The 17,591-nt window shown below is 34.2% G+C and carries 17 protein-coding genes; 8 read left to right on the top strand and 9 right to left on the bottom strand.

Features of this window, described 5'->3' with window-relative positions:
• Nucleotides 1-13 precede the first annotated feature (13 nt).
• A complete protein-coding gene (locus tag P9211_RS04050; RefSeq protein ID WP_012195384.1) occupies nucleotides 14-613 on the top strand; it encodes a DUF2939 domain-containing protein in 600 nt (199 codons plus the stop codon).
• A gap of 1,110 nt (nucleotides 614-1,723) precedes the next feature.
• Entirely contained in the window at nucleotides 1,724-3,076 is a 1,353-nt protein-coding gene (locus P9211_RS04035) for an iron uptake porin (protein ID WP_012195382.1), read from the top strand.
• A 242-nt stretch (nucleotides 3,077-3,318) separates the two neighbouring features.
• On the opposite strand, the gene P9211_RS04030 is transcribed toward P9211_RS04035, so the two are convergent.
• A complete protein-coding gene (locus tag P9211_RS04030; RefSeq protein WP_012195381.1) occupies nucleotides 3,319-4,122 on the bottom strand; it encodes a prepilin peptidase in 804 nt (267 codons plus the stop codon).
• A gap of 93 nt (nucleotides 4,123-4,215) precedes the next feature.
• Here P9211_RS04030 and P9211_RS04025 point away from each other — a divergent pair, with 93 nt between their 5' ends.
• From P9211_RS04025 to P9211_RS04000, 6 genes are all read left to right on the top strand, one after another.
• Nucleotides 4,216-4,722, top strand: coding sequence for a pilus assembly FimT family protein (locus P9211_RS04025; protein WP_012195380.1), 507 nt, complete (start codon nucleotides 4,216-4,218; stop codon nucleotides 4,720-4,722).
• 134 nt (nucleotides 4,723-4,856) lie between these two features.
• The gene (locus P9211_RS04020) at nucleotides 4,857-5,315 is read left to right on the top strand and encodes a hypothetical protein (RefSeq protein ID WP_143703339.1); all 459 of its coding nucleotides are present in this window, start codon (nucleotides 4,857-4,859) and stop codon (nucleotides 5,313-5,315) included.
• Nucleotides 5,316-5,498: 183 nt separating this feature from the next.
• Nucleotides 5,499-6,791: a type II secretion system protein gene (locus P9211_RS04015; RefSeq protein ID WP_012195378.1), complete on the top strand. Its 1,293-nt coding sequence runs from the start codon at nucleotides 5,499-5,501 to the stop codon at nucleotides 6,789-6,791.
• Complete coding sequence (locus P9211_RS04010) at nucleotides 6,791-8,443, top strand: GspE/PulE family protein (protein ID WP_012195377.1); 1,653 nt, start codon at nucleotides 6,791-6,793, stop codon at nucleotides 8,441-8,443. The genes P9211_RS04015 and P9211_RS04010 overlap by 1 nt, the downstream gene beginning before the upstream one ends.
• 16 nt (nucleotides 8,444-8,459) lie before the next feature.
• Complete coding sequence (locus P9211_RS04005) at nucleotides 8,460-9,503, top strand: type IV pilus twitching motility protein PilT (RefSeq protein ID WP_012195376.1); 1,044 nt, start codon at nucleotides 8,460-8,462, stop codon at nucleotides 9,501-9,503.
• 11 nt (nucleotides 9,504-9,514) lie between these two features.
• On the top strand, nucleotides 9,515-10,672 hold the full coding sequence (locus tag P9211_RS04000; RefSeq protein ID WP_012195375.1) for a type II secretion system F family protein: 1,158 nt from the start codon (nucleotides 9,515-9,517) through the stop codon (nucleotides 10,670-10,672).
• A gap of 38 nt (nucleotides 10,673-10,710) precedes the next feature.
• Here P9211_RS04000 and pilM read toward each other — a convergent pair whose 3' ends face one another.
• The 8 genes from pilM to P9211_RS03960 are packed head-to-tail and all read right to left on the bottom strand — an operon-like array spanning nucleotide 10,711 to nucleotide 17,342.
• Nucleotides 10,711-12,582, bottom strand: a complete 1,872-nt coding sequence (gene pilM, locus P9211_RS03995) for a pilus assembly protein PilM (protein ID WP_012195374.1) — start codon at nucleotides 12,580-12,582, stop codon at nucleotides 10,711-10,713.
• 8 nt (nucleotides 12,583-12,590) lie between these two features.
• Entirely contained in the window at nucleotides 12,591-13,124 is a 534-nt protein-coding gene (locus tag P9211_RS03990) for a hypothetical protein (RefSeq protein ID WP_012195373.1), read from the bottom strand.
• Between the two features lie 24 nt (nucleotides 13,125-13,148).
• Nucleotides 13,149-13,370, bottom strand: a complete 222-nt coding sequence (locus tag P9211_RS03985) for a hypothetical protein (protein WP_012195372.1) — start codon at nucleotides 13,368-13,370, stop codon at nucleotides 13,149-13,151.
• 2 nt (nucleotides 13,371-13,372) lie between these two features.
• Nucleotides 13,373-13,825 (bottom strand): hypothetical protein, encoded by a 453-nt coding sequence (locus P9211_RS03980; RefSeq protein ID WP_012195371.1) that lies wholly within the window; start codon nucleotides 13,823-13,825, stop codon nucleotides 13,373-13,375.
• A 15-nt stretch (nucleotides 13,826-13,840) separates the two neighbouring features.
• On the bottom strand, nucleotides 13,841-14,548 hold the full coding sequence (locus tag P9211_RS03975; protein WP_012195370.1) for a hypothetical protein: 708 nt from the start codon (nucleotides 14,546-14,548) through the stop codon (nucleotides 13,841-13,843).
• Nucleotides 14,545-15,210, bottom strand: a complete 666-nt coding sequence (locus tag P9211_RS03970; protein WP_225866218.1) for a PilN domain-containing protein — start codon at nucleotides 15,208-15,210, stop codon at nucleotides 14,545-14,547. Before P9211_RS03970 ends, P9211_RS03975 begins: the two co-directional genes overlap by 4 nt.
• Nucleotides 15,211-15,253: 43 nt before the next feature.
• Nucleotides 15,254-16,936: a type II secretion system protein GspD gene (locus P9211_RS03965; protein WP_159088373.1), complete on the bottom strand. Its 1,683-nt coding sequence runs from the start codon at nucleotides 16,934-16,936 to the stop codon at nucleotides 15,254-15,256.
• Between the two features lie 49 nt (nucleotides 16,937-16,985).
• Complete coding sequence (locus P9211_RS03960; protein WP_159088372.1) at nucleotides 16,986-17,342, bottom strand: hypothetical protein; 357 nt, start codon at nucleotides 17,340-17,342, stop codon at nucleotides 16,986-16,988.
• Between the last annotated feature and the right edge of the window lie 249 nt (nucleotides 17,343-17,591).

Raw genomic sequence — 17,591 nt, 5'->3', positions numbered from 1 at the left:
TATTTTTTATTTAATGGTGTTTAAAAAACTAAAATCTACTAAGCTTTTTTTTATTTTAGCTTTATTTACTATTACTACTGGATATATATATGCCACACCGTATATTTCAATTATTTCACTAAAGAATGCTATAGAAAGAAGAGACATAGAAAAAGCCAACAAATTTATAAACTATAAAAAGGTAAGAAAAAGTCTTGAAAAAGAGGTTCAGAAAGAAGTTATGACAAGGATATTAGAGAAAGAGGAAAGTCCTACTATTAGTGAACTTCAATTACTGATTCTTAAGCCATTAATCAAAAAGGTTAGTGAAGTTATGATCGAGTCGACCGTGAATCCAAATGGTTTAAGAGTTCTTCTTTATACTGGTGACTTAATAGATAATAGTGGATCAGAAGAAGTGGAAATGACTAAATTAGTAAACAAACAGAATATTTCAAAGGTACAGTCAAATGATTTTCAAAAACAGAAAATTAGTCTTTATTATAAATCGCCAAATATATTTATTTTAGAGAGTAAAATACCAGAAAATAACAGGAAGGTTATTAGCCTGTGGAGAAGAAAAAATATAATTGACTGGCATTTGACAGCAATCAGACTCTTTTATTACAAATAATCTGGATTGAGAAAAACAATGCAGTGATTTTCCTTATAATTTCTTTAGATTTAAATTCTTCGAATGAATATATCACTCCTAGCGGCTATGGCCTCAATTGGTCTCATCCTTATGAGTACTACCTTTTTGGTGGCTGTAACAATAGGATAGTTTTATTCCTGAGCCCTGTTTTTGCTTAAATCCCGGGTCGATTCCCAAAGATAAAAGCGAAAATCTAAAAATGAAAACTAGATCCCGATCATTCCTATATGATCAATGTATCAACAGATACAGAAAGCCTGAGTAGAGTTTATAGATTAAGTTTTTATAGGTTTTTTTATGTCATATGAGGCAGGAAGTCAAGAGTGCAGGCGAATTGTCGATGCTAAAGATAACCTTATAAAGGTAATGCAGTCTCTTGACAATTTACAGTCAGCCGAAATGATAAAAAATAAATTAAAGCTTATTTATGATGAGTTAGAAGATATGCACGAGAAGCGTAAGGAAATAGAACATAAGTCTAGTTAGAAAATAGTGTATATTTACTAGGCATGTTTACCAAATTATGACTTGCGAAAATCTATCCTCTACTTAGATTCATAGTGAATGATGTCTGTCAGAGATTGCTTATATATGTAAAATAATAGAAAGATCATAATAAAAAGAGGAAAAAGAATTTTCAAGTATGAAACTGAAATCAATACTCCTACAAAACTAATGATTAAAAATAGGCCTCTAAAATTTTTATGTAAAGTATCAAATCTTGATAGGCTAGTGAGGTTAGTTAATTGAGGCATGTCCACTATGTCAATAAAATATATTGTATATTTTAGAGCTTTTCTCAATTTAAGCTAGTGCCTTATTTACTTTATAAAATTTATAAACATAGCCATTTCGCAAGTTTTTTTTCAAAGTCCCTTTTCCTTTAAATTTAAGGCTTAAGGAAGTAAAATTAAATTCTGTATATAAACTATTTCTCTCTAGTTTTATGAGAAAAATCTCCAATAGTATTTTTTTGCTAGCAAATTTCACTAAGTCAAGTAAGTAGACATTAGAGAAAGTGGATGCAGACAGAGATTTCTCAACAAGATCCAAGGCTATAATTGGATGTCCTTAGTGTGAGGAATCCAAATGAAGCTTTTCCAGCGCTTGCTGGTAGCTCCTGCTGCTTTGGGTTTAATGGCTCCTTTAGCTGCAAATGCAGCAGAGGTCAACATCCAAGATGTTGGTAATTATGCCGGCCTAGAAGAGCAGCATGTTGAAACCACAGCTCAGTTCTCAGACGTTGTTCCAGGGGATTGGGCTTATACAGCTCTCCAAAACCTAAGCGAAAGCTATGGTTGTGTAGGTAATGCCTACAGTCAAAACCTTAAGTCAGGTCAAGCTCTTACTCGTTATGAAGCTGCCTCACTTATAAATTCATGCCTTGAAGGCGGACTTGTGGCTAGTGGCCAAGGTCTAAGTCAAGATGCTGCACGTCTATCCAACGAATTTGGTTCAGAAATGGCCATTCTCAAAGGTCGTGTTGATGGGCTTGAATACAGACTTAACGAAGTAAATGCTGGTACATTTGCTAACACCACATTAATTTCAGGTAGTGCAACATTCACCGTAGGTGCTGTTGACGACTCTACTTCTGGCGAAAAACTTCATTCTATCTATGCCTATGGCATTGATATGTCTACAAGTTTTTCTGGAGAAGATTCACTTGATGTAGCAGTTATTGCTGGTAATGCAGGCACCCAGCCCCTAAACGTTTTAGATAGCGCAGAGGGAACAACAAATCAGCTTCAGATTGATAAGCTTACCTATTCATTCCCAGTCGGTGACTTCAGAGTTACTGCAGGTCCTTTGATGGATCAGGATGATATTATTTCAGCTAAGCTTTCAAGCTATTCAGCTGAGTTTTATATAACACCTCATGAGTACTCCAGAGCCGAGACTGAAGAAGGTCCTGGTGTTGGTGCTACTTACTTCTTCGACAACAAGTGGAATGCTTCAATTTCCGCAGTCTTTGACGATGGTGATGATGCCAGCAATGGTATTTTAACTAGAGAAGGAGACGATGTTATAACCGGATCTATCGGTTACGACGGAGACGGTTGGGGTGGTGGAGTCATCCTGTCTTCCGGAGACAAAAACGGCTCAGACACTACTGACTACGACTCATGGGGATGGGGTCTCTACTGGGAGCCAGAAGATTTCCCACGCTTCAGTGCAGGTTATGACACCCAAGAGAATGAAGGTGCTGCCGACAATGACTCTTGGTACATAGCTGCTGACTACGATGGTTGGGGCCCAGGAACCCTTAGTGCTGCTTATCAAGTCATTGATGATGAAACCAATGAACTTGCAGCCTTCGAGGTTTACTACAACTGGGATGTTGCCGATGGCATCTCTGTACGACCTGGTCTCTTTACTCAAGAGGTAGCTGGTGGTGAAGATGAAACAGGCGCAGTCGTTGAAACTACCTTTAAGTTCTAACGATTACCACTAACTAAACAAAACTCCTCATAAAAAAACCTCCACTTTGTGGAGGTTTTTTTTTATCATATTAAATCAAGCAATAGAATACTTATATAGAATAAAGCAATAAAAAGCTTATTTTACAAAAGTCCTATTTAAAAAAGAATAAGTTGCACCTATAGTTATAAGACAAGATTCATATTTAAAGTGATAATTTTATTTATATAATATTCATTTAATATAAAAGTTATAGGTTTATTTTAACTTAGCTTTAGAAGTTGAACCATAAGAAAGTCATTACCGAATATCCAAACAAAAAGTCCCGACAATGCTATAAACGGACCTAGTGGATATGCTTGACCGAGCTTTAATTGTTTAAATGATATAGCTACAATTGCATAAATTGAAGCGGATACAAAAGCTAGAACTATTGTAAAATAAGATCCTATTATTCCATTCCATAGACCAAGCATTGCAATAAGCTTTGAGTCTCCATCTCCTAGTGCATCCTTCTTTAATATTTTTCTTGCACTTAAACGGATCACTTCAAAGAAGTAATAACTCATAACTGAAGCGAATAAATAATCCACTACAATATAATAATTAGAGTAACTATAAAGATAACTAAAAGCATGAATAATCCCGAAGATGCCGCCAAGCCTAAGCAATGATTCAGGTAACCATAAAGAATAAATATCTATTAAAGATAGGGAGAATAGTACTGTAACAAGACACCAACCTAACAATAGATAAGTTACGTCATTAATATTTATGGTGTTAATCTTATGACTATATTTACACAATACAAATAAAACGCCTGTAAAAAACTCAACAAAAGGATAGACAAGACTTATTTTATAGCTGCAATTACGACATCTTCCTCTTAGAAGTATCCAACTAAGTATAGGAATATTGTCAAACCATTTTATCTTTACTGTGCAGTTAGGGCAATAGCTTCTGGGAAATACTGGAGACTCATTTTGAGGGAGTCGTCTAGCTACAACCGAAATAAAGCTGCCAAAACAAGCTCCTATCACAAAGCAAAGATAGCTTGGAATATCCATTGATCATTTAAAATAAATAGTACTTGTTGACATAAAACAGTCTTTCATTCATATTAAGAGCATAGACTTTACTAGTTTCTCTAGTTTTTTTAAATGAACCTATTACATGAATATCTAAAAAACCCAAGAGTAAGGAAGGTTTTAAGTTCTAAGCCTGGTAACAAAGGCTTTTCATTAGTTGAGCTTGTTGTTGTAATTGCAGTTCTGGCGATTTTGTCAGCAGTAGCAATCCCAAACTTTATATCAGTCCAATCAAAGGCTCAAATTTCCGCTGTTAAGAATGGCTTGGTTAACGGTATTAAAGAATGTGTAGTAGCTTATCTAGATGATCCTGAAAATATACCGGAATTTGCTGAGATAAATGCCTTTAATGGTGATTACACAGGATACGCAATAGAACCTTTAGCGGAAGATCAAGAGGGATGTTTTGAAGCTGAAGGTATACACGCCGCCGGAGTTCTTCCAACTTTTGCAATTACGTATGATCAGGCCACTGGAGAAATTGTAAAAGAATGCGATGGAGCTGATGAGGAAGGTGCGAATGAATACCTTACATGTATAGAGCCTCAGGGAGAAGGCAATAACCAATGGACCTGGTAATGAGCATATTATTCATTTTATTTAATTAGTTAATAATAGAAAGAACTACAATCTATCAATAGATTATTTAAATATCTATGAGAAAGACAATCTACTTAATTTCAAGAATCACTACCTTAACCCTATTATTAGCATTGACTGGTTGTACATCGAAAGAAAAGGTTGATAACTTCAAGATTGATATCCCTCAAAGAAGTAATCAAGCAAAAGCTCTTAAAGTTAAAAGTATAGGTAAAATTACTACTCCTACTGAAACTCCTAAAAAAAATCAGTTCTTAAAATTAGAAACCTCTACTGACCTTCAATCATCTGGAACATTTGGTAAATCAGATCCTTTCTCTGAATATTCTGATTCATCTAGCGGTATCTTATCCCCAAGCCTTAAGTTAAAAGGTATCATTGCTACCGAGAAGAAAAAATTCGCTCTTGTAGAGTATAGAAAAAGAAGCGGCTCATTAGAAGAAGGTCAAATAGGAGGGAAAACAACTCAATTGTTACCTATGGGAGTAAAAGTAAAAAGAATTGATGTAGCCAATCAAAATGTTACGCTATCTCTTAAAGGCAAACAATATCAGCTTTCTTATAGCTACTAGCTATGGCTTGTTATTAATCAACCGAAACCTATACCACGTTAATTCCTTCTGACTAGAGCACAGGCCAGAAAATAAATATAAATAAGTTACATTAAAGTTGACATTAGAGCCTCATATTGCTAGGTGTATAAAAGAGGATGTATCGTAAAAAAAATCTTAAACTATTCATTTAAAGATTAATTCATGAAACAAAAAAACAATCCACTAAGTAATAAGAATCAGCCAGACAATGGTTTTACCCTAATAGAAGTAGCAGTTGTAATGGCTGTATTATCTGCCTTAAGCAGTTTTGCTATACCTAACATAATTAATACAGTTAAATTGTCTAGGATAGAAGAGACCAAAGCATTGATGAATTCATATGCTGCAGATTGCCTTGGGCAATACAGGGTATCGACAGACATAACTGAGTTAAAAGAAAAAGTACCAGAGTACCTAAGTGATCAGAAATTGGCGACACTGGGTTACCAATTAGATCCTAAAAACAATAATTGTGAGACTCTAGCAGTCAAACCATTAAATAATAAGGACAAAGATCTGCTCTATGAAATGCAGTTTCGAATTTATGAAGATGATAAAACAGGTTCAGTAAAAGTATTTAAAGGTGCAACTCCTTCAGATTCACCTAACCCAAGAAGCTTACCTTCATGCAGAGGATGGGCTGGAGAAAATTGTGGTTTAAGTGAAGAAGCACAAGCCAGAATTGATCGTCTTAATCTAATTGCAGAAGAAAGAAACAAATGCACTACAAACTTCAATAACAAACAAATAAACAAGGCAACTGGTCCAGTAAAAACATGGAGGGCACCAGTAAATGATGAAGATATGGGCGCTTGTGAAGACCAAGGAATTTGTTTATTTGAAGGTAAATCTTATAGAAGTTGTGATGAGGTAGAAGTAGCTAGACAAAAGAAATATGGTGATCAATGTAAAGACTGGACTAAAGATATGGCTAAACAAAAGAATAATAAAAAAAGTGAAGAAGGAGAAGGTCAAACTTTAGACCCTCAATGTGGAGGTCAACTCTATTGGTTTCACTCTGGAGACATATTAACAAGTTTTGAAGAATGGGAAGAGAAAAATGAAGACATGAAGAAGTCTCAATGCGAAAAAGATAGATCTAGAATAAAAACAACTAGTCATAAGGGAGAATATGTAATTAAGCCAGCTGATGGCATTAAAGAGCCTTGTGGCAATAAGATATTTGTGTATGATGGGGAAATATTGAACTCTGTTGACTATGACGCTAAATTAAAACAAATAGAAGCAGATAAGAAGAAGAGAGAGGAAGACAATCGAAATAAGCAAAAGAAAGAGAAAGAAACAGATAAAAGAGGCAATATATGTCCTAAGAAAACATATACAGATAATCAAGGTTTAAAATGCTGTCCTTCTAATCCCACTAAAAAATGTAATAAAGATAAGAAGTATAGAAAGAAAGCTTCTATTTGCGGATGTTGGTATAAACAGAAATAATGTCTCAATTCTCAGTTACTTCTATAAGGAATTTAGTAGATCAATATTTTTCACTCCAGTGGTGTAGAGATAACTTAGTTGTGCCTCTTGGTATTGAACCATCATTACCACCTAGTCCTGGGGTTATCACAATAGCCGTTGGTAATATTGTTTTCTTAGGAACGATTGGAAACACAATTAAGGAAAGGATAAATCAATCAGGATTAGAATGTAAATTTGTAGAGAGATCACCAGAGAAAATTAAAGAAATACTTGATTTGGCAGCTGAGGAAAGGTTTATAAGTGGAGAAGGTATTGAAATTTCTGAATTTACTGAAGAGGCAGTAATAGCAGCCTTACAAGATACTGCTACTGAAGGTAATGATGATGATTTCTCTTTGGAATTTGATGATATAGAAGAAGAAGAATTAGTCGATGAGACTGAGGATCTAAGTAATGAAATGCTAGAAAGCAAAACACAAAGAGCAGCTGGAATGATATTGATAAATACATGCAGGTCAAATGTATCTGATATACATATAGAGCCAAAGATCGATAATTATAAAATAAGGGTAAGAAGAGATGGAGTTATGCAAAAGTTCTTATCTATGCCAAAGAGGGCTGGTATTCAATTAATAGCTTGTTTAAAAAACATGGCGCATATGGATATAGCAGAGAGAAGGGCTAGTCAAGATGGAAAGATCCTAAGACAATATGAAGGTAATCGAATGGAGTTCAGATGCTCAACTGCTCCTGGTAAATATGGGGAAGGAATGGTACTTAGGATTCTAAACAGCGATGCCTCAGTACTAAATTTAGATGTTCTAATACATATTGAGAAAGTCAGGAATGAATTTAGAAAGATAATAAATAACACAAATGGTATAGTTATAGTTTCTGGACCAACAGGGTCTGGCAAATCAACAACTCTAGCAGCAGCATTGAGAGAAAAAGACAATGGAGAACTTAAAATTGTAACAGCAGAAGACCCTATTGAATACGATCTTTCGGGGGATATAATGCAACATCAAGTTAATAGAGCCAAAAATCAAACATTTGCAAATTTACTTCGAACATTCCTTCGTCAAGATCCTGACGTTATATTAATTGGAGAAACGAGGGATCCAGAAACAGCAGAATCTTCTATGGATGCAGCAGAAACTGGACATTTAGTATTTACAACACTGCATGCAAATACATCTTCCAGTTCATTAACAAGGCTACTTGACATGGAAGTCCCTAAATATAAATTAAACGCCTCAGTTAGAGGCGTATTAGCGCAGCGTTTATTGAGGAGGGTATGTCCAGAGTGTAGTGTTCAAAGACCAATTAATAATAATGAGTCTCAAATAACTGGTATACGCCCTAATACACCTATAAGGTATGCAAATGTACTTTCAAGCGAAGAAAAAGAACAGCGAAAGAGAGAAGGAACTCTCTGCGGTCACTGTTCTGGGACAGGATATAAAGGTAGGGTTGGTGCTTATGAGTTATTAGTAATAAATAGACCAATCCAAAATGCTATAACTAGCAATAAGACTGATAAGGAAATCGAGGAAATGGCTGTAGATAATAATGAAATGCTTACTTTAATGAAATATGGAGTAGAATTAGTCAAGGAACAACTTACTACTCTTTCAGAGCTTGAGAGGGTTTGTAAATCAGATGACTAACTTAAATAGATAAACCATGAGCATCTCCAGAGAAATTGTTAGCTATGCCATGAAAGCAGGTTCTTCAGACATACATCTTGAAGAAGGTTCTCCAATTGCAGTTAGGGTAAATTCTGATATTAAGATAAGTGGTCAAAAGTTGCGGAGCCAAGATATGGATAACCTGATGATGGAGTTACTAGGAAAAGAAAAAGTAAATGAATTTAATGAATTAGGAGATTTAGATAGTTCAACTAGTATAGAAGGTCTTTCAAGATTAAGAATCAATGCTTACATTGCAAATGAAAAGAGATGTTTAACTTTAAGATTATTACCAGACAACCTTCCTAAATGGCAAGATCTAGGCCTTCCAGAGCCTTTTATAAAGTTATCAAAATTAGAAAGAGGTATGGTTTTGTGTACAGGACCCACAGGATCAGGGAAATCAACAACATTAGCTGCTTTTATAAATTGCATACTAGAGACACAGAAAAGGCATATACTTACAATTGAAGATCCTATTGAGTTTATTTTCGAACATACAGAAAACTCAATCATTCATCAAAGAGAGGTAAAAAGAGATACAGATTCCTTCGCAAGAGCTTTAAAAGCTGCGCTTAGGGAAGATCCAGATGTTATTTATATAGGAGAGATGAGAGACCTTGAAACAATACAACTGGCCATAACTGCAGCAGAGACTGGACATTTAGTTTTGGGTACATTACATACATCCTCTGCTGCAAAAACAGTAGAAAGAATCGTAGATGTTTTTCCTGGTGATCAACAAGAACAAGCTAGGTTGCAAGTCTCAACATCACTTGCTGGAATTATGTCTCAAACATTATGTAAGAACACTTTAGGGAAAAGATCACTTGCCTACGAGCTGCTAATAAATACACCTGCAATAGGTAACCTTATAAGAGAGAGAAAAGTAAGCCAAATCTATTCACAACTGCAAACAGGTAGCAATGATGGAATGAATACATTAGAGCAATGTCTAAATGATTTAGTTGCCCAAGGATTGATTACTAAGGAACTGGCTTTAAGTAAGGCATCTGTAACTAAGGCTATAGACGAATAAGAGGATATAGAATGGCTAAATATGGCTCGGCTAATAACAACTCCACTTTAAAAAATGATTCCGCAGATAATTCTAATAATAGAAAATCCACTTTAAGTAATAGCTATCTTGCACCTAATTCAAAATTAAAGGTAAATCAAAAAGATCTTTTAGTTTTCTTTAGACAACTTTCTGTAATGCTTCAAAGTGGTGTTCCTTTAGCCCAGGGTCTCGAATTACTTTCAGAGAATATGATAAACAAAAAATTTGCTGCCTGTATATTTGATATATCAAGAAGATTGAGTGGTGGCCAAGAACTTTCAAGCTGCCTGAGAATATATCCAAGAATATTCGCACCGATAACAATCGGTTTAATTGAAGCTGGAGAAGCTGGTGGAATACTATCTAAAGTTCTTGAGCGGATAGCCTTATTGCTTGAAGCCAATGCAAAGCTCAAAGGACAAATCACTGGTGCTTTGGTATACCCTTTAGTTGTTTTAGTTCTTGCAGTTACTATTAGCTTAGCTTTATTGATATTTATAGTTCCAACATTTAAGGAATTATTTGATGGCTTAGGTGCTGAATTACCTGGGCTAACAGCATTTATGTTGTTACTGTCTAATATAGTTACATCAACAGGGTTTCTTGTTGGGGCTCCAATCACAATATTTATAGTAATTTACTTTATAAAGACTATTTATTCTAACAAGTCAGGCCGGGAAGTTATAGATAGATTAATACTTAAAGTACCACTATTTGGTGATTTAATTCTTAGATCAGAAATTGCATCAATGAGTGACACATTAAGTACCTTAGTTAACTCAGGAGTACCACTCGTAGAAAGTTTAGAAAGATGTCTTTCTGCATCGGGCAATGAAATAATCAAAATTGCAATTAAAAAGTCAGTGACGATGATTCAACAGGGGCAGTCATTAAGCTATGCGCTTTCACTATCTAAAGTCATGCCTAGGCTAATGTTCTCAATGATAAGGATTGGCGAAGAAACAGGGGAGTTATCATTTATGCTAGAAAATTTATCGGACTTTTATAAGCGTGAAGTAGAGGAAACAGTTTCAGCTCTAACTAAAGCGATGGAACCACTAGTAATATTTGTAGTAGCTATTATTGTAGGAACAATTGTTGTAGCTTTATACCTACCTATGTTCGATCTTATCAATAAAATGGGTTGATACAAATTATCGTGGCATTTGTTATGCAATAGGGTTAATCAATCATTATTTTCTTCTATATCGAGAAAAGTAGTATCCATCCTAAATTCAGTTGCATCATCTTTATCATCCACTAAATCCTTTGATTCATTAGTTAATGTGATTTCTTCCTGAGATGCCATTGATTCTGAAATATCTTGATCTATACCTAAAAAAGAGGCATCCATTGAAAACTTAGAAGTTTCCTCAGAGAGATTCTCTGAGTGGGGTCCTTCAGATGTTTTGAAGCCTTCATTATTAATTGAAATTGATGAATTAACTATAGGCTTTGTTTCTGAACTTGTTAGTCCTTCATTGTCTCTGAGCTCAAGAGGAATGTCTTTACCAGAGGGGATTATTTTGTGATTAGATTCTTTAGTATATTTTAAATTTGGATTTTCCAAATTAGATGCTGAAATGCTATTATTTTTAGTACTAGATAAAGGATTATTAGTACTAGAAGCAAGAGTTGGTATAGAAGGTTTATCTATAGTGTCAAAAGGCTTATTTTCAAGAGGCTGTTTAGAGTTTAATTGCTGTATGGATGTACTAGTAATCTCTTCTGATATTTGTTGATTATTATAAGATTGATTCGATAGATCGATGAGGTTTGATTTACCTTGCTTAGGAATTAAGTTGGTTTTGTTTACATTCTTAAATGAAGGGTCAGATTTAGAATTATCTAATGCGCTAATTATTCTTAGCTTATCTGGAATGTAGGATTCGACTATATTTGAATTAACGGAGTGAGTCTTATATGATGATGATCTCTGATCAATCAAAGATAAGCCAAGTCCAAGTAATCTAGAGATACCTTGAGGTGAAAATTTTGTAGGGTCAAAATTTACTTTGCCAATACCTGGGGAATGGACTGGTGAGATTAAATGTACTGGTAGGTTTAATGATTCACCTAAAGAGTTAACAATATCCTCGTGTTGGCTGTTTACTCCAGAGAGGTAAACACTTACAGTACCTTTTAAGGAATTTTCTTTAAAAAACAAACGAATTGATTTTTTTAATTCTCTTACTAAAACACGAAGATCAAGCTTAGATATTTTCATAGATCTTTTGCTAGAAGGAGAGCCATTATCTTTTACTGAAGAAGATTCATAGAGATCCTTGGTATTATAGGAGATGTCATTATAATTCTTTATTGAGGCTAGGCGATCAATAAATATAGGGCCTGAGCTATCAGCCAATATCATGTGCGTACATTCTCCTACAAGTTCTAGTAAAACGATGTAATTATTATCTCCTAATGAACTTATATGATTATTTATAAGGCGCAATTGGCATAGAAAATTGAAATCAATAGTACATACATCAAGACCAGCAGAAAACAATGTAGATATTATTGTATCGCTAGACTTCTTTGGAATTGAGCTTAAAAAATACTTTTTAAGTGTAGTTCCATTAATGTTTTTAGGATGGAACGAAGTAGAACTTATATCGAAATCTGATTTAGTCAAAGGTATAGGTATTTGGAGAACAGAAGAAGGGTCAGAAACATATTTATAAGCTTGCTGATCGTTTAAGTCAGAAGGAATATCAATAAGTCTTGTATAGGTAGTGTCAGATGACAAAACTATTGAGCATTTTAGAGATAAAACACCATTCTCTTCAAGGACATCCTTAAGAAGTTCTGCCATCAGATTAGTATCTGTTGGGATAGACTTATCCAAAGCCTCTGGTGGAATGTCAATTCGAACGAACTTATTAAAATTTATATTGTTTTTATCGCCAGAACTAGCAACAGCTATATTTATCTCATCAACTCTGAAGTCAATGAGTACAACTCTATGAGAAATCTGCTTTCTATAATCTTGTAATTTTTTAAGTATATCTTTTAGGGTTAAAGATGAAATTTTCCGAGTAAGGTCTGTAGTGGCCATAATACTTTTCAACAAAAAGGTTGTGGTCTGCAGAAAATACGCCTAACAGGCAAAGATTCTCCAGATACTCCATTAACTGGAATAGCATAAAGTATGTAAATCCCTGGCTTGGCTCCTTCCTTATTAGAAATTAATTCGACCAAATCACTTTCAGGCATATCCGAGCTTGGTTTTATGCATATCTTATACCCAACTGGAGTCTTCGGTATATCAGCTCCAGGCAAGTCCCAACCATCGTCGTCATAAGGTCCATAAGGTTTATCAGTACAATTCAAGTCTAATATTTCCTCTTTTGAATAGCCAGGTTGATTAAGTATGTAAGAAATTCTGTCCATTTTAATAAGTAAAGTATTATAGTCATTAATAAAATCATAGGGCTCTACTCCCACTGGTCGAGATCTAGGCTTATAGAAAGATGCAGTAAATTGTGTAACTATTACAAAAACTGCAGAAAATGCAGATAGCATAGCGACAGAAAGAACCACTTCAGGAAGAGTCATTCCCTTATTACGTAGAAGATTATGATTAATTCGATATTTCATAATTTATAGTTTTTACTCATCTATTTAATCTTCCAAAAGTTGTTCTATATGGGTATAGATCTCTAACTTAAGATTCTTGATTTTCTGGGTATCAGAATAACCAGCTCTATTGATAATTAACTTCTCATGCCTGGATAAAGCTAAACGCTTGGAATTATTCAGAGCTCCTTCGCCAACTTGTATTGCAATTAAAAGTGAGGCTGTGGCCATAGACATAATAATAGCTCCTACAAGTGATTGAATCATTATTAATCTATCTCTTCAAAAGTACAGTAGTTAGTATAAATAGAGAATGGATCATAAATACATGAGTAATAATTATATTCATCATTATTATGAGAAATAATTACTCTATGTCTTATATCTGCATTAACTACAATACATGAATCTGAAAATCTATCATCTAGGAATCCATAATTGTCGGATATATCGGTATTTGAAGGATCTAACAAATAGCCTGATCTAGAAGATCTCGATATTATCTCGTCGCAAATATTATCTATCTCTTCAGTATCTGATTTAATCTCTTCAATAGCGATTAGTGATTCAAGATCAAACTCTATAGCTAAGGTTTCCTTTTGATAATTGGATTCTACTTGATAATTAATTGGACTAAGATTATTAATATTATATGCTATTTGAAGCATAGCTACTATACCACTCATCATAGCTATACCCATCCCAGCATACAAATAACTCATAATTTATCTATATATTTAAAGTCTTAATTGCTTACCATAAGCAATAATTTTGAATTGAATATTTAACAAGCTTGTATCATCATCAGAACTTACCGAGTCTGAAGTAAAGGATAAATCCTTTGTAAGAATTATATTCTCCATATTTTCAAGGTCACGTATAAATTCAAGAATATTATTAAAGGAAGCAGAAAGAACTAAATCTGCTGAATATTTTTCTATTCCTTCTGATAAAAATGGGTCTAATTTAGTGGAGAGTACTTTTTTAGTATTGGACTTTTTCTTTCTTCTAGATTTTCTTCGTTTTGATTTCTTGCTTTCTGGGGTAGGTACTGGTGCTACATATCTCTCAATCTTTCCAGGCTTTAAGCTTACTATCTGAACAAAGTTATTAGAACAAATAGTATTAATCTTTGCGAGCAAAGTGTCTAAACTATTTTCGCCTGCCAACAAAGTTATAATCTGATTCTTGGTTGAGCTTAATTGATTATACTTACTATTAATAATAGCATACTGGTTTTCTAATTTGCTATACTCTAATTTCTTTCTTTTATATTCCTTAAGTTCATAATATGTCTTGTTCATATTAACAGTGAAGGGAACTACTAATGAAAATAAAAGAATGATTGATAATGAAGCAGAAGTTATTATAGGTATATAAAAGGATGCTCTTTCAGGAGTAAGAATTCGATTCGTAGATTTTTCAGTTAATAGATCACCTTTCATTGATTAAGCCCCTGGGATTCCAGATAATCAATCCTATTAGCCATACCATATGATCCCAACTCTAATAAAGTTAACTTGTCTAATGGAGTCACCTCTGAACTAACTTCTCCAAGAATTTTAAACCTCAAGTTAAATCCATCGCCTTCGTCTAAACTTGCCAGTTGACCTTCATTTTTAATATTATCAATAATAATAGCTGGCTTGAAGAATTTCGAACTGGCTAATTTTATAACAAACCTATTAATAGCCTCAACTCCTTTATCCTCAACTGCTAATCCCTCTAAAACAATTTTACCACCTTTTATAGAAAGAGAGGTTAATTTAATACCTGAAGGGATTATGTTACTAATTTCTTTTAGAAAAGCCGAGTTGGAAATTATATTAGCTATGTCCTTTACTAACTTGGAATTAAAACTTGCTAAATCCTTCATCCTATTAGATTCAACATTCAGCTTCTTCTCTAATAAATCATATTCTCTAACATAACTTTCAAGACTAGTTTTTTCCCTCTCATACAGCATTATTCTTGAATAAATAAGAATAAAAGAAGAGATTACTATAGTGATAATACCAATTCCTAAATAACTTCCTTTCCTAACTAACTTTTTAGTAGCGTTAAAATAAGATCTGTTTTTTCTAGAGTTAGTTCTTCTTGCTCTCAATACGTCAATTGACGAATAGTTATTCATAAGATTAGCCATGATTTCATCTATTATTCACATCAGATAACGTAGTATCATTAGTTTTACTATAAGTTAAGCTGTCTTTTATAACTTTTGGGGTAACCATAATAATAAGTTCACTCTTTTTTCTCACAGTAGAGTTGGTTCGAAATAATCTTCCAAACAATGGGATATCACCCAGGACGGGTGTCTTAGTAATTGCCTTTGTATCATCCTCTTTTATTACACCAGTCAAAACAAGAGTATCTCCATCTCGAACTCTTATGTTACCTGTATCAAGACGTCTAATGCTTAAGGTAGATATATTTCCACAGTCACCTATTGATTGTGTCTCAGATACTGCAGATATATTAGGGCTAAGGCTAAATGTTACATAACCATTATCATCAATTTTATGGACTTTTGCTCCAAAAGTTATTCCTGCAATATCAGTCTGAGGCTCGCATAAAGTTGAACCATCCTCAGCACTAGAAATAGTGTAATTAGTAACAACAGATGTACCTACTTTTACAAAACCTTCATTCGCCCAAGGTCGTCCAATAGTTGAGTCGCCTAAACCTAGAGATCCAGATACTTCTGATCCACCAAGTATCTCTTCCTGACTTTCACCCAGAATCAAAGTGGGGTTAGCAAGTATTTTTGCATTATTGGTTAGGACCTTAGATCTAAACCAACCCATAAACTTCCTACTTGCTAGAGAAAATGAATCTGTGACAGAAAAATCAGTTGGAGAGAATGACTTATTACCAAACATATACATCAATCCTTTAGACTCTGAATTAATAATGTAGTTATCCCCAATTCCATATTCGAATGCGTTCTTCATATCAGTAGTATTGTTTAAAAGTACATCTATTACCTTTACTGACAAAGCAACTTGTCTTTGGCGAAGATCCAATTGTTTTAAATACTTTTCTGCAATTGAGACTAAATATGGGTCCCCAATCAGAGTAATTGTCTGAAGTCGACTATCAGTAGTTCCTATTAAGCCTCTAAGAGGTCCTATATTAGAAGTATAAGAGAAAATCTCATCTGGGTTTCCATTTGTAGCTGTTGATATACCATCAGTACTTTCAGATCCACTAAACATATTGGTTTTAGTCCAGACTTTTGTCATTTTTGCTCCTAAGCTTCCTAAATAGTCTGCTGCTGCTGAAGCAGATACTTGATTTAAGCGATAAACCCTAGAAACCTGAGGTCCAAAACTTTTACTTAAAACATCTTTACCGACCATTAGTATATTTCCTTCTTGCTTTCCTTGAAGTCCAGCAGCTAAAAGTATACTATTCAATACCTTTTGGTAATTTTCTTCTCTAAATGAAAGAGTTACTAAATCTGTACTTTTATCAGAAGATTCATCTACGTTATCCTTCACATGAAGGAATCCATAGTTAGCAATCCTAGATAATGTAAGCAATGAATCTATTGGACTTGCTTTTACTAAAGTAATAGTTGTCTTAGGACCTTCTAAGTCAACAAATCCTCTACTATTTATAAATATTTCACCAACTGCCATTCCACCAAGAGGTGGAGCTTGGGGACCCCGATTTTTTCTGCTTGCGTCAAAAATTAAATTATTTTTATTAATTGAGTTAGATGTTGTTTTATCCTTAGACCTAGATCCACTTGCTTGAAGTACATCTCCCGAAAAAGAAGATACAAATATAATGAGGAGTACAGAGAAGTACCTGCTAAATACAGACAAGGTATTTAATGGAAATAGCAAGTTGTCCTTATATTTCTTATTCATAAAGCTAGTCACCAATAGAAGATTGGAAAGGTGACCGAATATCATTGGTTTGAATTGGCCGGTCAAGGATTTGCCGATCCATTACCTCTTCATAAAGTATGTGTATGGATTCGGCGTCCCAATTAGAAGTTGCATCAGGGAACCCAAACCCTGAGAACTGACGACCTGTTCCCAACCCAAATAATTCTCGCAATTGATATTGAGATGTTTGAGAAGGAACAGTGGTTCTGGTGTGGCCATACGATTCATTATCGAATCTTGATGGTACATCCTTAGATTTATCTGGGTGCACATTATGGCTTATCAATTGATGATCTTGAATAAATAACGCTTGGGAATTAACTAAGGGAGTAAATGCCACGTTGATTCCCATGAAAACGCTTGCTACGATCTTGGTTCTTCTGGATCCCATATAGGCATTTATCTAGATTCACTAGATCATATCTGCTAATTTATGAATCTACGGAATAAGAAACTATTATGCGTATACTCTTTAATACTAATAAACAAATAATCCAAGTTAATCGCCAAGATGAAACTACTAATAGTTTTTATCTGTACTGTTTTACTTAGCCTATGGGGGAATTTTACATATCAATTTTACTCAGGG

It is taken from the genome of Prochlorococcus marinus str. MIT 9211 (genome assembly GCF_000018585.1).
GTDB classification, from domain to species: Bacteria; Cyanobacteriota; Cyanobacteriia; order PCC-6307; family Cyanobiaceae; genus Prochlorococcus_D; species Prochlorococcus_D marinus_B.
This window is presented reverse-complemented; position numbering and strand designations above follow the sequence as displayed.

What these genes read in the sequence shown, in the direction of transcription:
- P9211_RS04050 (WP_012195384.1), top strand. Translation starts at nt 14, where the DNA reads ATGGTGTTTAAAAAACTAAAATCTACTAAGCTTTTTTTTATTTTAGCT.
- P9211_RS04035 (WP_012195382.1), top strand. Translation starts at nt 1,724, where the DNA reads ATGAAGCTTTTCCAGCGCTTGCTGGTAGCTCCTGCTGCTTTGGGTTTA.
- P9211_RS04030 (WP_012195381.1), bottom strand. Translation starts at nt 4,122, where the DNA reads ATGGATATTCCAAGCTATCTTTGCTTTGTGATAGGAGCTTGTTTTGGC.
- P9211_RS04025 (WP_012195380.1), top strand. Translation starts at nt 4,216, where the DNA reads ATGAACCTATTACATGAATATCTAAAAAACCCAAGAGTAAGGAAGGTT.
- P9211_RS04015 (WP_012195378.1), top strand. Translation starts at nt 5,499, where the DNA reads ATGAAACAAAAAAACAATCCACTAAGTAATAAGAATCAGCCAGACAAT.
- P9211_RS04010 (WP_012195377.1), top strand. Translation starts at nt 6,791, where the DNA reads ATGTCTCAATTCTCAGTTACTTCTATAAGGAATTTAGTAGATCAATAT.
- P9211_RS04005 (WP_012195376.1), top strand. Translation starts at nt 8,460, where the DNA reads ATGAGCATCTCCAGAGAAATTGTTAGCTATGCCATGAAAGCAGGTTCT.
- P9211_RS04000 (WP_012195375.1), top strand. Translation starts at nt 9,515, where the DNA reads ATGGCTAAATATGGCTCGGCTAATAACAACTCCACTTTAAAAAATGAT.
- pilM (WP_012195374.1), bottom strand. Translation starts at nt 12,582, where the DNA reads ATGGCCACTACAGACCTTACTCGGAAAATTTCATCTTTAACCCTAAAA.
- P9211_RS03990 (WP_012195373.1), bottom strand. Translation starts at nt 13,124, where the DNA reads ATGAAATATCGAATTAATCATAATCTTCTACGTAATAAGGGAATGACT.
- P9211_RS03985 (WP_012195372.1), bottom strand. Translation starts at nt 13,370, where the DNA reads ATGATTCAATCACTTGTAGGAGCTATTATTATGTCTATGGCCACAGCC.
- P9211_RS03980 (WP_012195371.1), bottom strand. Translation starts at nt 13,825, where the DNA reads ATGAGTTATTTGTATGCTGGGATGGGTATAGCTATGATGAGTGGTATA.
- P9211_RS03975 (WP_012195370.1), bottom strand. Translation starts at nt 14,548, where the DNA reads ATGAAAGGTGATCTATTAACTGAAAAATCTACGAATCGAATTCTTACT.